A 17,163-nucleotide genomic window follows, 5' to 3' on the forward strand; every position below is an offset into this window, starting at 1 on the left:
TCCGAGGCCATCAAGCGTGAGCTTCGGCGCTACCGAGAAGCCGAATCAGCGTAGCAAGGATTGAAACAGCGCGGCCCGGCAGCGGTGATGGCTTCGCGCTGGACGAAGAAGTGGCGGCCTAGAACACGCGGCCTTGCCGGGCCGCACGGTCACCGTAATTCCGTTCTTCTACCCATCGCGCAGTTCGAGGCGCCTTTCAATGCGGACAATCCGCTCGTTCAGTTGATCGATAGATACCTGCTGGCGTGCGATATCCTCCGCCGTTCCGGCTTCGTCGCGGCGAACCCCTGCAATCGCCGTTTCCACTCGGCTGATCCGGTGCTTTACATCCGAGAATTCGGAGTGTATTTCAGTTTGCATCGCTGCAATCTGGTTCCGAAGAGCGCGAAACTGCTCAAGCACCAAGTGTTCGATATTGTCTGTCATCTGGTTGAACCTCAGTTAAAAGCCAATCTTTGGCTTCCCCAGGTCATACGTGAATTGCCGTATCGGTCTCTGCATAGCAAACGCAGGGGGTCAGAAAACGCAGGGGGTCACGGTCTCACAGTGCACATGCTCGCTGTTGCTCGTACCAGTTTTGCGCAGCCTCCAGCTCGGTGACGGCACGGCCGGTATAGAAGGCCTTTACCGGCGCTTTCGCAACTTCGCGTGAACCTCGTCTGCGGCATGCAACTGCTCAGTACCTTCACCAAAGAGTTGCTCCCTCCTGTCGAGCTCGGCTTCCTGCCATGAGCTGAGCGGCGGTGCGTCTCCCTCGGCGGCGCTACTGCCCCAGATTTTCTCGACGAAAAGCAGTTTCTCTTTCAAGGATAGGCTTCGTGCTTCGTCGATCAGTTGTCTGGTCTGCATGACGGTGCTCCAGCGATGCGTATGGCCAAGCGGTCGGCACGGAAGCCTATGCCGTTGCGGAGCATCGCATCACAAGATGCGCTCCCCGTCCAGCGCCGCTCAAAACTGTTTCACCCGGATCCTCATGGCCTGAGCCCGGTAGGCGATCTGACGCTGCGTCTTGCCGAGCAGGCGCGCGGCCTTGGCCTAGAACCTGGGCTTCGGGTCAAACCAGGGCGTGGGATCACATTACGTGTAGGGCGTGGGTTCACGTCTCGCGTGGCCCATGTTCTGTTCAGGCGCTCGGTTGTCCGCGGCGTTACGCGGGAGACCGGACCCCATCCTCCTCCCACCTTGCCTGCGTTCGCGCCTACGCATCGACGCGCCTGTTACCAGTCACGCCGCAAGGCTCGATACTGGGCTCGCGGCTCACGATGACCCAGGCGGGACTATCACCCGATAGAACACGCGGCCTTTGCCAGGCCGCACTGACCCTGAGGTGTCCCCACAGAATCCCCTCGTCCAACTGTTTATCGGGACAGTAACGCGTCGTGATGACTGGCGACCCATTGATCCAGCGGCCCGATGGCATCGGCGAGCGAGGCGACGGCCGCCTGGCAGTGCGCCAACGTCAACAGCAGCCTGGCGAGGAACACCCGCGAGTACGCGCGCCGCTTGCGCGTGTTCGGCCGCAGCCGCTCGTGCAGCCCGCTGCGCTCCGCCGCGGTGCCGATCAGCCACAGCAGGATCGCCGCCAGCGAGGCGATCAGCACCAGCACGGTGAAGCGGCCCGCGCCCTTGGAGGCGCTGCACTCCAGGCCTGCGCCGAAGTGCTGGCTCTTCATGTCGCGGAAGCTGAGCTCGAGGAAAGCGCTCAGTCGTGCGGATCAATGATGTCCAGCAACTCCGCGTGAGCAATGTCCCCTTGGTCGGATTTGGAGTAGATCGCCACCAGCAGAATCTCGCACTCCGCTTGGACGTAGTAGATGATCCGGTAACCACCGCGCTTGCCGCGCGCTGCATCAGTGTTCCTGACGCGGACCTTATAGAGCACATCGTTCGGCACCTGGATGCGATCACCCGGGGTCTCCCCGGCGCTGAGCCGATCCAGCAATGGCTGCAGATCGCTGCGGATGCGCCGGTAGCGATGGCTGAGGCGCTTGAGCTGACCTTTGAAGGCATCCGAATACCGGATGATCATCAGCTCAATCCGCGTCGATACCGTCCCAGATGCTATCGAGTGGCTGCGTCCGTCCGGCGCTGACATCCCGCCAACCGTCACGGAGGGAGTCGGCAGCGCTCGGCCAGGGCTCGTCTGCCTCGATGCCCTCGCGGAACGAGTGCACCAGCCGCAGCAGCAGTGGCCGGTAACGCGCGGGCGTCAAGTCGATCTCGGCGTGTAGGCGCTCGGTGATGTCTTCGGTGGGCTGTCTCATGGCGCAGGCCCTCTGTTGTGTAACGGGTACCGTCGTGCCGTCGGGCCTCGGGTTGTGGGGTGTGCCCTCGGATTGTAGGCGGCGACCGGCGCAGATGTCGCGCGGCGCAGCACCTCGGACGATGCACCGAGCGGGCATTGCCGCCGTGTCATCGCGAGCGATCGCCGGGCCACGAGTGCATCGCCCGGAACATGATTGCAAGACCTGGCCGGGTTTCCTTTGACCCGGTTTCCTTTTAATAAGGGCTCTGACCCGAATGGCGCTAACTTAAGCCTCTTGTCCATACCAATCAGATGCTTGCGGGGTAGGAAACTCTAGCGGCAGGCCGGCCCCGGCAGGGTTTCCGCCCGATTCCGCTCCCTGAGCGTCCTGCAATCTCGCGATTTCGCGACGCAGGAGGACTATAAGTTACTGATTCTTAATAGTCGGTTCTTAAGTTAGCGCCATTCGGCTCTGACCCCTTTTCCCTCTATGCCGAGATCCCCATCCCAGCGCTTGCGGGCGAAGGTCTGCAGTGTTTCGGCGGCGGCGCGCATGAGCGCCGCGTAGACCGCGCTCGGGTGGTACTGCACCAGGCGGTCGAGGGCGTCGGGCAGGGTGAAGACGAGGTGGAAGTACTGGATCGGCAGCAGTTCCAGCTCTCGCGCATCGACCCAGGCGGCGCGCTGGGAGGCGCGGCACTTGGGGCAGTGGCGATTGCGGCAGGAGTTGTAGCTGATCTCGGTGTGGCCGCACCGGTCGCACTGATCGACATGGCCGCCGAGGGCGTTGGTGCGGCAGGTCTCGATGGCGTGCAGGGCGCGGCCTTGCTCGAAGCTCTGGTGGTAGCGGGCGCGGTAGTCGTTGCCGTACAGCCGAACTACTTCGGCCAGCTCGAACGCGGGCGGGTCGTAGTCGGCCGGGAATTCGCGGCGAATCTCGGCCGATTCGAGGCGGCTGCTCATCCATGCAGTATAGTCCGCTCGGCGGAGCGCGTCGCTTCGGGTGGTTATGTGCGAATGATCTATAAGTGAATCAGTCGCTTGCGCGCGCGTCCTTGGCGGGGACTGTTTATTTACTTAGTTCAACGTGTAATGGACAGAATCAGAAATATCAGACTATCCACAATGTGCCGCTCTTGAGCTAGACACACTGTAGCCAGTCAGTGAACTGTCGGCCGTCGCCGGCGACCCGCCGGCATCCTCTGCTCCCTGATCCGGTCCTACGAGAACGAAGCTAGCCCATGTCGGAGCCCGCGACAACCGTCCAGCAGACAATCGGTGCCTTCTGGACCCAGTTTTTGACGCTGGTCACGAATAGGGTATGCGGGAGGACGCGCATCCCTGGTCGGTGGTTCGCGCGGAGGGATTTGTGAAGGCCATGCAGCCACGGCGGCTGGCGGAGCTGACGCCCGCGGATATCGACTGCTACCTCGCCGCGCAGGGCCGCAACACCGGGCTTAGGCCCTGGCAGCTCGTGCAGATCGTTGATGCTATGCAGATGCTCGGGCAGACCGCGGAGGCGGCTTGGGCGGTGCGCGTGGAGTAGGCGCAGTGGCGCGGCTCGGCGAAGGGTTTGGCGTCGAGCCATCCAACCGTGGCGCGGGACGGTGCGCCCGCGCCGTCGCTGCCGGGCGGGCCGGCGCCGGGCGGGGATGGGGTGCCGGACTCGCTGCGGTGCGCAGGTTATCCGTGGCGCAGCTCGAAGCCCGGCGGGCCAGCGGTTGCCGGCCGTGCGGGCGGGTTTGGTCAGGCAGCGGGCTTAGGCGGCCTGCGCTTGGCTGCGCAGTTGCGCGGCAAGCTCCGGGTGCAGGTTGAGCGCGCCGGCGAGCGTATCCAAATAGGCCTGCTCGTCGGGGTTGGCCGTGTCGATGACGAAGAGCGATGCGAGGTAGACCTCGGCGGCGGCCTCCGGGGAGTCGGCGCCGGCGGCGATCTCCTGCACGTCCAGCGGGCGGGCGAGCTCGGCCTCCATCATGAGGCGAGTGTCGTCGTCGAGGCCGAGGCTGGCGAGTGAGCCCTGGATGGCGGCGCGCTCTGCGTCGTCGATATGGCCGTCGGCCTTGGCGGCGGCGATCATGGCCCTGAACAGCAGATGACTGCGCTCCTCCTGTTGCGCGCCCGGCAGCTCGGCCACCGGCGTGCCCGGGTTCGCGGTGTCGCCCTGGTCTGCCTGCCAGGTCTTGAAGGCGTCGAACGCGACCTTGCCGAGCAGCCCGAGGCCGCCCAGCGCGGCGGCGCTGCCGGAGAGCTTGCGCCCGGCTTTGGTGCCGAGCAGCGCCACCAGTGCGCCGCCCGCGAGGGCGCCCTTGCCGAGGTTGTTGAGCAAAGCGTCGCGCTCGGGTCCGGCCTCCGGCAGCTTGAGGTGTTGGTCGGCGAGGCTCGATCCCTGCGCCGTGAGCTGTTTGCCGGCGGCGAGCATCTGGTCGAGCATGTCTTTGAAGGCCATGGCGGATATCCTCTGAGTGTGGTGATCTTGACGGCCATTGCGGGCCGGCAGAGTCTAGCGCCATTCGCTTGCGGACTGGTGACCGAGCAATGAGGAAATTGCAAGACGATACCGGCGCTTGTCGCCCGCAGGCCGACATCGGCTGATGCAGATTCAGGCCCTGCTGCTCGCCGCCGGCGCGGGGCGTCGCTTCGGCGCCGACAAGCTCGCGGCGCGGCTCCCGGACGGCACGCCGGTGGGCGTCGCCGCCGCACGGAATCTGCTGGCGGCTGGCCGCGAGGTGCTGGCCGTGGTGCGCGCCGCGGAGGACGGCATCGGGCCGCTGCTGGCGGCGCTCGGCGTGCGCGTGGTCGGCTGTGCCGAGGCCGAGCTGGGCATGGGGCACAGCCTGGCCTGCGGGGTGCGGGCATCTCCCGAGGCCGACGGCTGGCTGGTGGCGCTGGCGGACATGCCCCGGGTGCAGCCCGCGAGCATCGCGGCGGTGGCCGCCGCGCTGGCCGGCGGTGCGGCACTTGCGGCGCCGGTGCTGGCGGGGCGACGCGGCCATCCGGTGGGCTTCGCGGGGTGTTGGCGCGAGCAGTTGCTTGCGCTCCGCGGCGACACCGGCGCGCGGGCGTTGCTGGCAGAGCATCCGGGCCGCATTGTCGGCGTGCCGGTGGACGACCCGGGCGTGCTGCGCGATGTCGATGTGCCGGCGGACCTGGATGCTTGGGCCTAGACGCCTGGAGCAGGGCCGAGGGCCGAGGGCCGATGGCCGAGGTCCAAAGCGGCCCTCCTCGGCCCTCGGCCCTCGGCCCTTCTTCACGCTGTTCCTGCCACGCGGCACGGCACCGGCGCCTTGCTTGCAGGTCCAACTATGGCAAGTTGCTTTACCATGAAAGTCGCGCGCGGCGCGCTCCTTAGTCCCCCTCTCCCCCTGGGAGAGGGCCGGGGTGAGGGAAACGGCCATGGCGAGCAGCGCCTTTCATCCTCCGGGGTGGCGCTGGTCGCCATGGCCGTTAGCATGCCCCGCATCGGCGGCTGGTCCGGCGCAGAGACCGACCCGCCGCCGAGGGAAACCGGACCACGAGACCACGATGAGTGCACCCCGCAAAGACCTGGACACCCCCGCGTCGTCCCGCGACGTTGACGCCTTTCTCTCGCAGGTGGCGAGTACGCCGCAGCGACGGCCCGCCGGGCCGCGCGGGCGGCTGATCTTCGCGATGGACGCCACCGCGAGTCGCGAGCCGAGCTGGGACCGCGCCGCGAGCATCCAGGCCGCGATGTTCCAGGAGACCCGTGACCTGGGCGGGCTGGAGGTGCAGCTCGTGCACTACGGCGGCTTCCGGGAATTTTCGGCCTCGCCCTGGTACGCCAGCGCGGAGGAGCTGCTGCCGCGTATGACCCGCGTCTTCTGCGCCGCCGGGCTCACGCAGATCGCCCGCGTGCTCGACCACGCCAAGGCCGAGGCCGGCCGCGGGCCGGTGCAGGCGCTGGTGTTTATCGGCGACTGCGTGGAAGAGGATCACGACGCGCTGGCCGGTCGCGCCGGTGAGCTGGGCCTGCTCGGCGTGCCCGTGTTCGTGTTCCAGGAGGGGCGCGAGCCGGGTGCCGAGCGGGTGCTGCGGGACATTGCGCGGCTGTCCGGCGGTGCCTGGTGCCCGCTGGACACCAATAGTCCGCAGGCGCTGAAGGACCTGCTCAGCGCCGTTGCCGTGTTCGCAGCGGGCGGGCGGCGCGCGCTGACGGACTTCGGGCGCAAGCGCGGCGGTGCGGTGCTGGCGCTGACGCGGCAGTTGGAGCGGTGATGGGCTTGGGCTTGGGCTTGGGCTTGGGGTCGGGCTTGGGGCTGGAATTGGTCTCTGAACGGGGAGGGTGCCGATGGGCCGGCTGATTGTACTGCTCGCGCTCGTCGCCGCGGTCTGGTGGTTTCTGTATTGGTTTCGCAGCACGCCCGCGCATCAAGTGGCGGCGGTGCTGCGCAAGGCGTTCATCTGGGGCGCCGTGGCGCTGGTGATCCTGGCCGTCGTGTCCGGCCGGCTCAACCCGATATTCGCGGCCGTTGCCGCTGCAGTGCCGGTGCTGTTTCGCGCGCTGAACCTGCTGCGGATGCTGCCGGCGCTGCAACGGCTGTTGCAATCGTTGGGGCTCGTTGCACCGGGCACGGCAGCGGGCGGCGGGGCCGGCGGCGGCCCGGGCGCCGGTTCGGCCGGCGGGCAGTCGTCCATCCGCACCCGCTATCTGGACATGACGCTGGAGCATGCCAACGGCACCCTCGACGGCCGCGTGCGCGAGGGGCCGTTCTCGGGTCAGCGCCTGTCTGCGCTGGCGCTGCCGCAGCTCTTACGGATGCTGGAGCTATACCAGGAGGCGGACGCCCGCTCCGCCGCCGTGCTCACGGCGTATCTGGACCGCGAGCACGGCGATGACTGGCGCGAGGCCGTGGCCGCTGGTGCGGGCGGCAGCAGCAGCGGGCAGGCGCCGGCGCGCGGCGGCATGAGTAAGGAGGACGCCTGGTCCATCCTGGGTCTAACGCCCGGCGCTACTGCCGAGGACGTGCGCGCCGCGCATCGCCGCCTGATGCAGCGCCTGCACCCGGACCGCGGCGGCAGTGACTACCTGGCCGCGCAGATCAACGCCGCGAAGGATCTGCTGTTGGGGGAGTGAGGGAGGATGCTCAGTTTGTGCCAGCCGTATCGAAATCGACGTCGCAATCGCTATCGCTATCGCTATCGATATCGATATCGCAATCGACGCTGAGCGACTTCGCACGACACCAGTGTCTATCGATCCCGCTCCCTCTCCCGCTCCCGCACCTGCACCCACCCCCACCCCAATCGACTGAGCTTGTTATGCCGACGCCCCGCAAAGCCCCATCGCTCCTGGCCATCTCCATCGCCTGGTCCGCCGCCATCGCCTTCGTCATGACGGCCGTCACCTTTCTGCATCAGACGCCGGGCGAGGTTGCCAACGCGGCCGGCGACCTCGGCCCGGGGCAGGTGGGCATGCTGTTTCTGGCCTGGTTCGTCGCCGCCGAGCTTACGCTGCTCATTGGCGGCGGCCTGTATCTGGGCGTGACGCTGTTGCTGCGTGGGGGGCGGCAGGGGCGCGGCTGAGTGCGGGCTGCTGACCTTCAGCAGGCGATTGCGCGCACCCCCGGATGGGTGATTCGCCTACACTTGCGCCCATGCCGACCCCTGCCCGCAGACCGCTCAAGACCCGCGGCACCGCCTGGGCCGGCGCGCTCGCGCGCGCGCTGGTGCGAGCGCGCGTGGCGCCGAACACCATCTCCGTCGCGAGCATGCTGTTTGCCTCGCTCGGTGCGGCCGCGCTGCTCGGCGCCGCGGCGGCCGGCCCTGGCGCGCGAGGCAGCCTCTTTGTGCTCGCGGCCGTTTGTGTTCAGTTGCGGCTGCTGGCGAACATGCTGGACGGCATGGTCGCGCTGGAGGGCGGCCTGGGCGGCCCGGATGGCCCCGTGTTCAACGAGCTTCCGGACCGCATCGCCGATCCGCTGCTGATCGTGCCCGCCGGCTACGCGTGCGGGCTCGCGTGGTCCGTGGAGCTGGCCTGGACGGCCGGCCTGCTCGCGCTGCTCACGGCCTATATCCGCTGCCAGTGCGCGGCGCTCGGCGTCGCCGAGGACTTTCGCGGGCCCATGGCCAAGCCGCACCGCATGGCTGCGCTGACCCTGGGGCTGTTGCTCGCGGCGGCGCTGATCCCGGCCGGTTGGGACGGCCAAGTGCTCATGCTCACGCTGCTGGTGCTGGTGCTCGGCACGGCCTGGACGGCCGCCCGCCGCGCCTGGCGCCTGATCGCCACGCTACGGGCCGGGCCGGGAGCATGACGGCGCCGCGCGCATCCGCCCGGCTCGCCGCGGGCCTGCTGGTGGTGCTGACCCGGCTGGTGACCGGCGTTCGCGCGCATGGGCCGGGGGTGGCGGAGCTGGCCGCCGCGGGCGTGCGGCAGCGCGTGTACTTCGCCAATCACACGAGTCACCTGGATGCGCTCGTCATCTGGTCCACGCTGCCGCCGGCAGCGCGCGTGCGCACCCGCCCGGTGGCGGCGCAGGACTATTGGGATCGGCCGGGGCTGCGACGCTGGGTCGCCGTCGATGTGCTCAATGCGCTGTGTATCCCGCGGGGTGCGCAGGCGGCGCGGGATGCCCTGCACCGGCTGGACGCTGCGCTCGGTGCCGGTGACTCGCTGATCCTGTTTCCGGAGGGCACGCGCGGCGACGGCGACGCGCTCGCGACGCTGAAGCCGGGGCTCCATCGCATTGCCGAGCGGCACCCCGGCGTTGATCTGGTGCCCGTGCATCTGGAGAACCTGAGCCGCATCCTGCCCAAGGGCGAGGTGCTGCCGGTGCCGCTCATCGGCCGCGCGCTGTTCGGTGTTGCGATCCGGCTTGAGCCGGGCGAGGGCCGCGAGGCCTTCCTCGGCCGCGCGCGGGATTGCCTGCTGGCGCTGCGCGCGCAGTGCGCGGGTGGCGCTCGGCAGGCGGGCGCCGCGCCATGTCCGTGAGCTTCGACGCCGAGACGCTGTGGCTCATCGGCGGCGTGATCGCGCTGCTGTCGGTGGCGAGCGTCGTCGGCTGGCGGCTGCAACGGCGCGAGCGCGCCGGCAGCGGGCAGGGCGTCGATCAGGACGTCGATCCGAGCAAGCGCGCCGCCGTCATCGCGAACCTCAACGCCCGCATCCGCGCCTGGTGGGTGATGATCGCGGTCTTCGTCGCGGCGCTCGCCACCGGCGGCATCGGCTCCGTGGTGCTGTTCGCGCTGTTGTCGTTTGTGGCGCTGCGGGAGCTGATTACGCTGACGCCGACGCGCCGCGGCGACCATCGGGCGCTGTTCTGGGCATTTTTCGTGTTCATCCCGGTGCAGTACGGCTTCGTCGCTGGCGGCTGGTACGGGATGTTCGCGATCTTTATCCCCGTCTATGCCTTCCTGTTCATACCGCTGCGCAGCGCGCTGGCCGGGGACACGCAGGACTTTCTCGCCCGCACCGCCAAGATCCAGTGGGGGCTCATGCTCGCCGTGTACTGCGTGAGCCATGCGCCGGCGCTGTTGATGCTGCAGATCCCGGGCTACGAGCACGAGGGCGCCAAGCTGCTGCTGTTTCTGGTGGTGGTCGTGCAGCTCAGCGACGTGCTGCAGTACGTCTTCGGCAAGACCCTCGGCCGGCGGCCCGTCGCACCGACGGTGAGCCCCAATAAGACCGTTGAGGGCACGCTCTACGGCATCGGTGCCGCATCGCTCGCGGGCGCGGGGCTCTGGTGGATCACGCCCTTTAGCCCGCTAGGGGCCTTGGCCATTGCGCTGGCCATCACTTGCGCCGGCTTCGCGGGCGGTCTGGTGCTCTCCGCCATCAAGCGCGACCTGGGCGTGAAGGACTTCGGCAGCCTCATCGAGGGCCACGGCGGCGTGCTGGACCGCATCGACTCCCTGTGCTTCGCGGCGCCGTTGTACTTTCACCTCGTGCGCTTCTTGTATACCTGAACGTAGAGGCGCCGCTACGCGCTCATGTCGCCGTTCCGTCCCCGCGCGCGGCCGGCGCGCCGGCCATCCGCCCGGCGATGTCCAGCGCCTCGGACAGGTTCCGCGCCAGCTCCACGGACCCTTGCTTCGGGCGCACGCCAGCGCGACGCAGCTTCAGAAGCATGCGCGGTGCGAGGTTTGCGACCACCAGCGCCACGCCGCGGCCGGCAAGGTCCTTGACGATGGACTCCATGGCGACGATGCCGGTCATGTCGAGCATGGTCACGTCGCCCATGTCCAGCACGACGACGCGGATGTCGGGGTTCACCACCGCGATGCTCTTCAGCGCCCGCTGCGCGGAGCCGAAGAAGAGCGGCCCGTTGATGTCGTAGACAACAACGCCGGGCGGCAGCGCCGCTTGGTGCGCGTGCTCCGGCCGCGTGTCGTCGATGAGCTTGACGTCGGTGAGTGCGATGCTGGCGCGGATGAACAGGACGCTCGCGAGCGCCATGCCGACGCCCACCGCGATCACCATGTCGAACAGCACCGTCAGCGTGAAGCAGGCGAGCAGCGTCGCCCGGTCCGCGTTCGGCGCGATGCGCAGCGTGCGCACGAAGTGGTCCGCGTCGCTCATGTGCCAGGCCACGATCACGAGCAGCGCCGCCATGGTCGCCATGGGCACATAGGCGAGCCATGGCGCCAGCACCAGCACCGCTGCGAGCAGAAACAAGGCGTGCACCACGCCCGCCAGCGGCGACCGCGCGCCGGCGCGCACGTTGGTGGCGGTGCGGGCGATGGCGGCCGTGGCCGGTATGCCGCCGAACAGCGGCGCGAGGATGTTGCCGATGCCCTGGCCGATCAGCTCGTCATTGGGGTCGTGCCGGCGCCCGGACATGCCGTCTGCCACCACCGCGCACAGCAGCGACTCCAGCGCGCCAAGCACGGCGATGGCGAGCGCCGAGCCGAACAGGCCGCGGATCAGCTCAAACGACAGCCCGACTGGCCGGCCGTCCGGCCCCGGCTGTTCCCAGGGCCAGGCGAAGGCGGGCAGCAGCGGCGGGATGCCGCTGCCGGTGAGGCCGCCGATGTCGTAGTGGAAGCGCGAGCCGATGGTCGCGACGCTGAAGCCCTCGAGCAGGTGCCCGGCCGTCCACGCCAGCACCGATCCCACCACCACCGCCACCAGGTGCGCGGGCACGCGCTTGTCGATGCGCGGCCACAGGATCAGCACCGCCAGCGTCGCGCCGCCGATCAGCGCCTCCTGCCAGCGCAGCGTCGGCAGTGCACCGAGCGTCGCCGCCAGCCGGTCGGTGAAGTGGCCGTCCGCCAGGGCCAGGTCCAGCCCGAGCAGGTCCTTGATCTGCAAGGCCGCGATGACCACGCCGATGCCCGCGGTGAACCCCACTGTCACCGGGTAGGGCACCAATTCGATCAGCGCGCCCAGCCGCCCGAGACCCATGCCCACGAGCAAGATGCCCGCGAGCAGCCCGGCGATGAGCAGCCCGCCCAGCCCGTGCGCCTGCACGATGGGCAGCAGCACCACCACGAAGGCCGCCGTCGGCCCGGAGATGTTCACCGCCGAGCCGCCCGTCAGCGCAATCACCGCCCCCGCGACGATGGCCGTGTAGAGCCCGTGCTGCGGCGGCAGGCCCACCGCGATGGCCAGCGCCATGGACAGCGGCAGTGCCACGATGCCGACGGTAAGCCCCGCGAGCACATCGGCGCGAAGATCCCCCAGGGTGCGACGTTCGGCGAAGCTGGACCTCAGTGCATGGAACAAGGTAGTGCGGCTCGGTTGATTGGCAGGATCGATGACGATGCGTCGCTGGCTGTGCCGTCCCTGCCGCGCTAAGATAACCGGTTTTCTCTGCAGCTTCGCACCCGGGCGACGCATCCATGTCCCAGCTTCACGAGCAGGTCGCGCGACGGCGCACCTTCGCGATCATTTCCCACCCGGACGCGGGCAAGACGACGCTGACGGAGAAGCTGCTCTTGTTCGGCGGCGCCATCCAGATGGCCGGCACGGTCAAGGGCCGCAAGGCGGCGCGGCATGCGACCTCCGACTGGATGGAGCTGGAAAAGCAGCGCGGCATCTCGGTGACCTCGTCGGTCATGCAGTTCCCTTACGGCGAGTCCATCGTGAATCTGCTCGACACGCCGGGGCACGCGGACTTCTCCGAGGACACCTATCGCGTCTTAACGGCGGTGGACTCGGCGCTGATGGTCATCGACGCGGCCAAGGGCGTGGAGGAGCGGACCATCAAGCTGATGGAGGTCTGCCGACTGCGCACGACGCCGATCCTCACCTTCGTGAACAAGTTGGACCGCGAGGGGCGCGACGCCGTCGAGATCCTGGACGAGATCGAGGACGTGCTGAGGATCCGCTGCGCGCCGGTGACCTGGCCCATCGGCATGGGCAAGCGCTTCAAGGGCGTCTACGACCTGCGCCATGACCGCACGCACCTGTTCAGCGCCACCCACGGCGGCAAGATCCAGACCGGCGAGGTCATCGAGGGGCTTGCCAACCCGCGCATGGACGAGCTGCTCGGCGATCAGGCCGCGGAGCTGCGCGACGAGTTGGAGCTGGTGCAGGGGGCGAGCCATCCGCTGGATCTCGACGCCTACCGCCGCGGCGAGCAGACGCCGGTGTTCTTCGGCTCCGCGATCAATAATTTCGGCGTCAAGGAGCTGCTCGATGCCTTCGTCGAGTACGCGCCGCCGCCGCGCCCGCGGGAGGCCGGCAGCCGTGTTGTGGACCCGGAAGAGGACCGGTTCTCGGGTTTCGTGTTCAAGATCCAGGCGAACATGGACCCGGCGCACCGCGATCGCGTCGCCTTCCTGCGCGTCTGCTCCGGCAGCTACAAGCAGAACATGAAGCTCAAGCACGCGCGTATCGGCAAGACGGTCCAGGTGGCCAACGCCATCACCTTCCAGGCCGACGAGCGCCGGCGCGTGGAGGAGGCCTGGCCGGGCGACATCATTGGCCTGCACAACCACGGCACCATTCAGATCGGCGACACCTTCACCGAGGGCGAGGACCTGAAATACGGCGGTATCCCGTACTTTGCCCCGGAGCTGTTCCGTCGCGTGGTGCTGAAGGACCCGCTCAAGACCAAGGCGCTGCAGAAGGGCGTGCTGCAGCTCTGCGAGGAGGGCGCAACCCAGGTGTTTCGCCCGCTCAAGAACAATGACCTGATCCTGGGCGCCGTCGGCATTCTGCAGTTCGACGTGGCCGCGTATCGGCTCAAGGACGAGTACGGCGTGGAGGCCATCGTCGAGCCCGTGTCGGTGCAGACCGCGCGCTGGGTGAATTGCAAGGACCCGAAGCTCTTGGAACAGTTCAAGGTCAAGGCCCATGAGAACCTGGCGCTGGACGGCGACGACCAGCTCGTTTACCTGGCCCCGACGCGGGTGAACCTGTCGCTCACCGAGGAGCGCTGGCCGGATATTCGGTTCTCGGCGACCAGAGAGCTTTGAAGAAAGTTTGAAGTTTGAAGTTTGAAGGGAGAAGGATAAAGAAAGTTTGAAGTTTGAAATTTGAAGGGTGAAGTTTGAAGGGTGAAGTTTGAAGGGTGAAGTTTGAAGGGTGAAGTTTGAAGTGGAAGAAGGGGCGGAAAGCTTGAAGGGTGAAGGGGGAATCGTGACAGGGGAGGACGCTTGAGATGGGAGGGGATGCAGTGCGACGCGGTCGTGGCCGTTTCAAACTTCAAACTTCGAGCTTCACACTTCAAGCAGTGGTGCCCGGCCTGCTGGGTCCGGTGCCGGCGCTGGAGCGGGCACCGCGCACGCCGACGCTGGATCTGCTGCTGGAGCGCGCGCGGGTTGAGCCCGCCGGTGCGGACCTACCGACGCTGCTGCTGGATTGCTTCGGTGCCGAGGCCAGTGCGCCCTATGCGCTCGCCGCCGACGACCCTGGCTGGGACGGGCAGGGCTGGTGGCTGCACGCGGACCCCGTGCACCTGCGCGCGGACCGGGACCTGCTGCGGCTCTTCGACGCCCGCCATCTGGGCATCAGCCGAGCGGAGGCTGACGCGCTGGTGGCGGCGCTGAACGCACACTTCGCCGCCGACGGCCTGCGTGTGCACGCGCCGGTGGCGGATCGCTGGTATCTTCGCTGCGAGCCGCCGCTCGCGCTCGCCACCACGCCGCTGGCCGCGGTGGTGGGCCGGCACATCGACGGTTCCCTGCCCACCGGCGCCGACGCCGGGCGCTTCGCCGCGCTGATGAGCGAGGCGCAAATGCTGCTCTTCCAGCACGACGTGAGCCGCCGCCGCGAGGCCGCCGGCAGGCCCGCCGTGAACGGCCTCTGGTGCTGGGGTGGTGGCGCTTGGGCGCGGCCGGCGACGCCACCGGACCTCGCGGTCGGCACTGGGTCGCTGCTTCAGGGGCTCGCGCTGGCGGCAGGCGTTGCCATGGTCGCGGAGACGCCGCTTGCGACGCTGCTCGCGGCGCCCGCCAGCCGCGTGCTGGTGGTGCAGGATGCCCTCGCCGACGCGCTGCACGACCAAGATGCAGACGCCTGGGCCGCCGCCGCCGAGCGGCTCGATGCCTGGCTCGCCGCCGTGCCGGCGGCGCTGCGCTCGGGTGCCTTGGCCGAGCTTCGGCTCTATGCCGGCGATGGGTTTTGCCGCGTCGTGCAGCGGGCGGGGCTGCGTAGGGTGCTGTCGCGGCGGCCCTGGCGGCGGCGGCAAACCCTGGCGGTGCGGGCGACGCTGCCGCCGGAGGCGTCGGCCTGATGGGCTTGCCGGTGTGTCGGGATCGGGATCGAGATTCTCCCCCTTAACGCATTTGGCTCAAGCGGCGTCGAAGTGCGAAACCCTTGTGTCGCGCGATGTCGCTCACCGTCGATCTCGATCGCGATAGCCCACGTTGCCGCTGCGACGGTTGTACCCGTAATGCTTGAATCTTCACTTAGCGATCGTGCAGGGCGGTCAAGGCGTCCGGGTTGGCCGGTCAGGTCCGATGCCTAGTTCTTGGCATAGACGTAGATGAGATAGCATTGTTCCTTGCTCAGCCAGTGGTAGTCCGAACATTCAGGACGACTTGGCTTCGGTATCCGACCGGGGCTCGACGCGGCTCGGCGCTTACTCCGGCGGTAGTCGCAGCACCTTCCAACTCCCGTCAACGTCGCACATATCCGCGGTGGTGACGGTGTCGGTGCCGCGGGCGTGGTTCATGATGCGCACCCGCCGGCAGGACAGGCCCTCGTGCTCGAACTGCATCAGCACCTCGGCGCGGCCTTGGCTGCCCGTCTCCGGGTTCTCCCAGTCGCGGGCCGGCGCGCCCTCGGGTGCGGCGAGCACCGCGTTCAGGTTCGCGGACATCAACGCGGCGTCGTCCCCGCGGAAATAGCGGATGGCGCCCTGGTCCAGAAAGCTGTAGCTCGACGCCGCGGCGCCGTTGCAGAACAGCAGCAGAAGCGCAACGGTGCACAGGCCGGCGGGGCCGGATCGGTCCAGGTCAAAGGCAGGCATGAGGCTCCTCGTCTGGCAGCAAACAGCCGCTTGAGTATAGCTCGCGGCCCTAGATTGCTTGACGGCACCGAAAAGGGCCAAGGGCCAAGGGCCAAGGGCCAAGGGAGCCCTCCTCGGCCCTTGGCCCTTGGCCCTTGGTTCACCTGCGGCGACGACCGGATTGCGCAAGAAAGCGCGCAGTGCCCTGGTCGGTCTGACGCTCGGCCTCCCCGGGCTGTGCCGCCTCCACCAGCGTCGGCTTCAGCACCCGCAACAGCTCCGCGCTCGCGAGCCCGATGATGTAGCCGCGCTTGCCGCCGTTGATGTAGATGCGCGGCAGCGCCGCAATGGAACGCTCGCAGTACACCGGCATGCGGGCGCGGGTGCCGAAGGGTGAGGTGCCGCCCACCTGGTAGCCGGAATGCTTGTCTGCTACCGCCGGCAGACAGGGCGCAACGCGCTTCGCGCCGATGGCCTTGGCGAGCACGCCGGTGGCGACCTCGCGGTCGCCGTGCATCAGGACCACCAGCGGCTGCTTCGCCTCGTCCTCCATGATCAGCGTCTTGATGACAAGGTGCTCATCGACGCCGAGCTGCGTCGCAAACTCCGCCGTGCCGCCGTGCTGGTAGTCGTACGGATAGCCGTCGAAGGCGACCCCGGCCGAGCGCAGCACGCGTACCGCCTGGGTCACCGGTTCCTTCTGCTTGGCCATGCGCTAGCGAGGCAGAGCGTCAGACCGACCAGGGCAGGAGCGCGTGTTGCGCAACCCGCTGGTTGTCTTTGAACCGAGGGGCGAGGACCGGGGGCCGAGGAGGAAGCCCGCCTCGGCCCTCGGCCCTCGGCCCTCGGCCCTCAACATTCGGTGCACCAAGCAATCTACCAATGCCCCGTGCCCGCCTCGCCCTTCCATGGCCCCACGATGTCCGACGTGATCCAGCCGCCGTAGAAGCCGCCGGCCTGTGCGCGCGCCTGGTCGCCGGCGACGAAGCACCGCAGCGGTGCCGGATAGCAGGCGAGCCAGCCGGCGATGCCGGCGGCGTCGTCGAAGGCGTCCGGATAGCGCCACACGGCGTTGTCGATGCGCCCGTCGTCGAGCGCGACGTGGAAGTATTCGGCGCGGCCTTTCCACTCGCAGAAGCTCCGGCGCGCGGACGGCACCAGCGGCGTCATGTCCCAGGCCGCGGGCGGCAGGTAGAAGGTGGGCGGGCTGCCGGTTTCGAGCACCCGGATCGCGCCCTCGGTGCGCGCGAGGCGCCGCTCGCCGGCATAGACCTCCACCAGCCGCGTGTCCGGCACATAGGCCGGCGGGCGCGGGTAGTCCCAGACCGATTCCTGTCCCGGGCCGGGCGCGACGGCGAAGTCCGGGCGCTGCTGGCCGCGCCAGCGCCAGGCGGCGCGGGCCTGTTCCAACTGCTTGTCGATGGTCATCGGCTTACTCGGTGGATCGACCTGGATTTGCTTCAAAATACTTGCAGATGAGTCAAGTTCCGAACGGCGTCGGACCGGCCAAGTGCGTCGAAATCGAAATGAGCTCGGTCGCCACTCGGTTCGATTTCGATAGCGATT

The 17,163-nt window shown here is 68.2% G+C and carries 21 protein-coding genes; 10 read left to right on the top strand and 11 right to left on the bottom strand.

The genetic code is table 11. From position 1 onward, the window contains the following. Nucleotides 1-168 precede the first annotated feature (168 nt). The 6 genes from ML01_RS07615 to ML01_RS07640 form a co-directional block, all read right to left on the bottom strand. A complete protein-coding gene (locus ML01_RS07615) occupies nt 169-426 on the bottom strand; it encodes a hypothetical protein (protein ID WP_058554806.1) in 258 nt (85 codons plus the stop codon). A gap of 198 nt (nt 427-624) precedes the next feature. Further along, complete coding sequence (locus ML01_RS07620) at nt 625-849, bottom strand: addiction module protein (protein WP_058554807.1); 225 nt, start codon at nt 847-849, stop codon at nt 625-627. A 509-nt stretch (nt 850-1,358) separates the two neighbouring features. Continuing rightward, nucleotides 1,359-1,673, bottom strand: a complete 315-nt coding sequence (locus ML01_RS07625) for a hypothetical protein (RefSeq protein WP_058554808.1) — start codon at nt 1,671-1,673, stop codon at nt 1,359-1,361. A 29-nt stretch (nt 1,674-1,702) separates the two neighbouring features. After that, the gene (locus ML01_RS07630; RefSeq protein ID WP_058554809.1) at nt 1,703-2,029 is read right to left on the bottom strand and encodes a type II toxin-antitoxin system RelE/ParE family toxin; all 327 of its coding nucleotides are present in this window, start codon (nt 2,027-2,029) and stop codon (nt 1,703-1,705) included. A gap of 4 nt (nt 2,030-2,033) precedes the next feature. Further along, nucleotides 2,034-2,264 (bottom strand): hypothetical protein, encoded by a 231-nt coding sequence (locus tag ML01_RS07635; protein ID WP_058554810.1) that lies wholly within the window; start codon nt 2,262-2,264, stop codon nt 2,034-2,036. Nucleotides 2,265-2,701: 437 nt separating this feature from the next. Then, entirely contained in the window at nt 2,702-3,208 is a 507-nt protein-coding gene (locus ML01_RS07640) for a transposase zinc-binding domain-containing protein (RefSeq protein WP_058554811.1), read from the bottom strand. A 415-nt stretch (nt 3,209-3,623) separates the two neighbouring features. Here ML01_RS07640 and ML01_RS07645 point away from each other — a divergent pair, with 415 nt between their 5' ends. Next, nucleotides 3,624-3,791, top strand: a complete 168-nt coding sequence (locus ML01_RS07645) for a hypothetical protein (RefSeq protein ID WP_216819134.1) — start codon at nt 3,624-3,626, stop codon at nt 3,789-3,791. A gap of 213 nt (nt 3,792-4,004) precedes the next feature. Here ML01_RS07645 and ML01_RS07650 read toward each other — a convergent pair whose 3' ends face one another. Beyond that, on the bottom strand, nt 4,005-4,691 hold the full coding sequence (locus ML01_RS07650) for a tellurite resistance TerB family protein (protein ID WP_058554813.1): 687 nt from the start codon (nt 4,689-4,691) through the stop codon (nt 4,005-4,007). Between the two features lie 145 nt (nt 4,692-4,836). On the opposite strand from ML01_RS07650, the gene ML01_RS07655 reads away from it, so the two are divergent. The 7 genes from ML01_RS07655 to ML01_RS07685 all read left to right on the top strand — a co-directional run bounded on the left by ML01_RS07655 (nt 4,837) and on the right by ML01_RS07685 (nt 10,165). Then, nucleotides 4,837-5,409, top strand: a complete 573-nt coding sequence (locus ML01_RS07655) for an NTP transferase domain-containing protein (RefSeq protein WP_058554814.1) — start codon at nt 4,837-4,839, stop codon at nt 5,407-5,409. A gap of 358 nt (nt 5,410-5,767) precedes the next feature. Then, nucleotides 5,768-6,478 carry a hypothetical protein gene (locus ML01_RS07660; protein WP_058554815.1) on the top strand — a complete coding sequence of 237 codons (711 nt, stop codon included), beginning with the start codon at nt 5,768-5,770 and terminating at the stop codon, nt 6,476-6,478. Nucleotides 6,479-6,551: 73 nt separating this feature from the next. Then, entirely contained in the window at nt 6,552-7,337 is a 786-nt protein-coding gene (locus ML01_RS07665) for a molecular chaperone DnaJ (protein WP_058554816.1), read from the top strand. Between the two features lie 185 nt (nt 7,338-7,522). Then, complete coding sequence (locus ML01_RS07670) at nt 7,523-7,786, top strand: hypothetical protein (RefSeq protein WP_058554817.1); 264 nt, start codon at nt 7,523-7,525, stop codon at nt 7,784-7,786. 71 nt (nt 7,787-7,857) lie between these two features. Beyond that, nucleotides 7,858-8,514 carry a CDP-alcohol phosphatidyltransferase family protein gene (locus ML01_RS07675; protein ID WP_173865160.1) on the top strand — a complete coding sequence of 219 codons (657 nt, stop codon included), beginning with the start codon at nt 7,858-7,860 and terminating at the stop codon, nt 8,512-8,514. Next, a complete protein-coding gene (locus tag ML01_RS07680) occupies nt 8,511-9,191 on the top strand; it encodes a lysophospholipid acyltransferase family protein (protein WP_058554819.1) in 681 nt (226 codons plus the stop codon). The genes ML01_RS07675 and ML01_RS07680 overlap by 4 nt, the downstream gene beginning before the upstream one ends. Further along, a complete protein-coding gene (locus ML01_RS07685; RefSeq protein WP_058554885.1) occupies nt 9,182-10,165 on the top strand; it encodes a phosphatidate cytidylyltransferase in 984 nt (327 codons plus the stop codon). Before ML01_RS07680 ends, ML01_RS07685 begins: the two co-directional genes overlap by 10 nt. 22 nt (nt 10,166-10,187) lie before the next feature. On the opposite strand, the gene dauA is transcribed toward ML01_RS07685, so the two are convergent. Next, nucleotides 10,188-11,924, bottom strand: coding sequence for a C4-dicarboxylic acid transporter DauA (gene dauA, locus ML01_RS07690; protein ID WP_058554820.1), 1,737 nt, complete (start codon nt 11,922-11,924; stop codon nt 10,188-10,190). Between the two features lie 116 nt (nt 11,925-12,040). Here dauA and ML01_RS07695 point away from each other — a divergent pair, with 116 nt between their 5' ends. Further along, nucleotides 12,041-13,621, top strand: coding sequence for a peptide chain release factor 3 (locus ML01_RS07695; protein ID WP_058554821.1), 1,581 nt, complete (start codon nt 12,041-12,043; stop codon nt 13,619-13,621). Between the two features lie 260 nt (nt 13,622-13,881). Further along, complete coding sequence (locus ML01_RS07700; protein WP_156427603.1) at nt 13,882-14,880, top strand: phosphoglycerate mutase; 999 nt, start codon at nt 13,882-13,884, stop codon at nt 14,878-14,880. Nucleotides 14,881-15,228: 348 nt separating this feature from the next. Here the strand turns inward: ML01_RS07700 and ML01_RS07705 are convergent, their stop codons facing one another. The 3 genes from ML01_RS07705 to ML01_RS07715 all read right to left on the bottom strand — a co-directional run bounded on the left by ML01_RS07705 (nt 15,229) and on the right by ML01_RS07715 (nt 17,025). Beyond that, the gene (locus tag ML01_RS07705) at nt 15,229-15,618 is read right to left on the bottom strand and encodes an RT0821/Lpp0805 family surface protein (protein WP_058554823.1); all 390 of its coding nucleotides are present in this window, start codon (nt 15,616-15,618) and stop codon (nt 15,229-15,231) included. Between the two features lie 139 nt (nt 15,619-15,757). Then, the gene (locus ML01_RS07710; RefSeq protein WP_082674054.1) at nt 15,758-16,309 is read right to left on the bottom strand and encodes an aminoacyl-tRNA deacylase; all 552 of its coding nucleotides are present in this window, start codon (nt 16,307-16,309) and stop codon (nt 15,758-15,760) included. A 164-nt stretch (nt 16,310-16,473) separates the two neighbouring features. After that, nucleotides 16,474-17,025 carry a DUF427 domain-containing protein gene (locus ML01_RS07715; RefSeq protein WP_058554824.1) on the bottom strand — a complete coding sequence of 184 codons (552 nt, stop codon included), beginning with the start codon at nt 17,023-17,025 and terminating at the stop codon, nt 16,474-16,476. Nucleotides 17,026-17,163 lie beyond the last annotated feature (138 nt).

This window comes from Thiohalocapsa sp. ML1, assembly GCF_001469165.1.
Lineage (GTDB): Bacteria > Pseudomonadota > Gammaproteobacteria > Chromatiales > Chromatiaceae > Thiohalocapsa.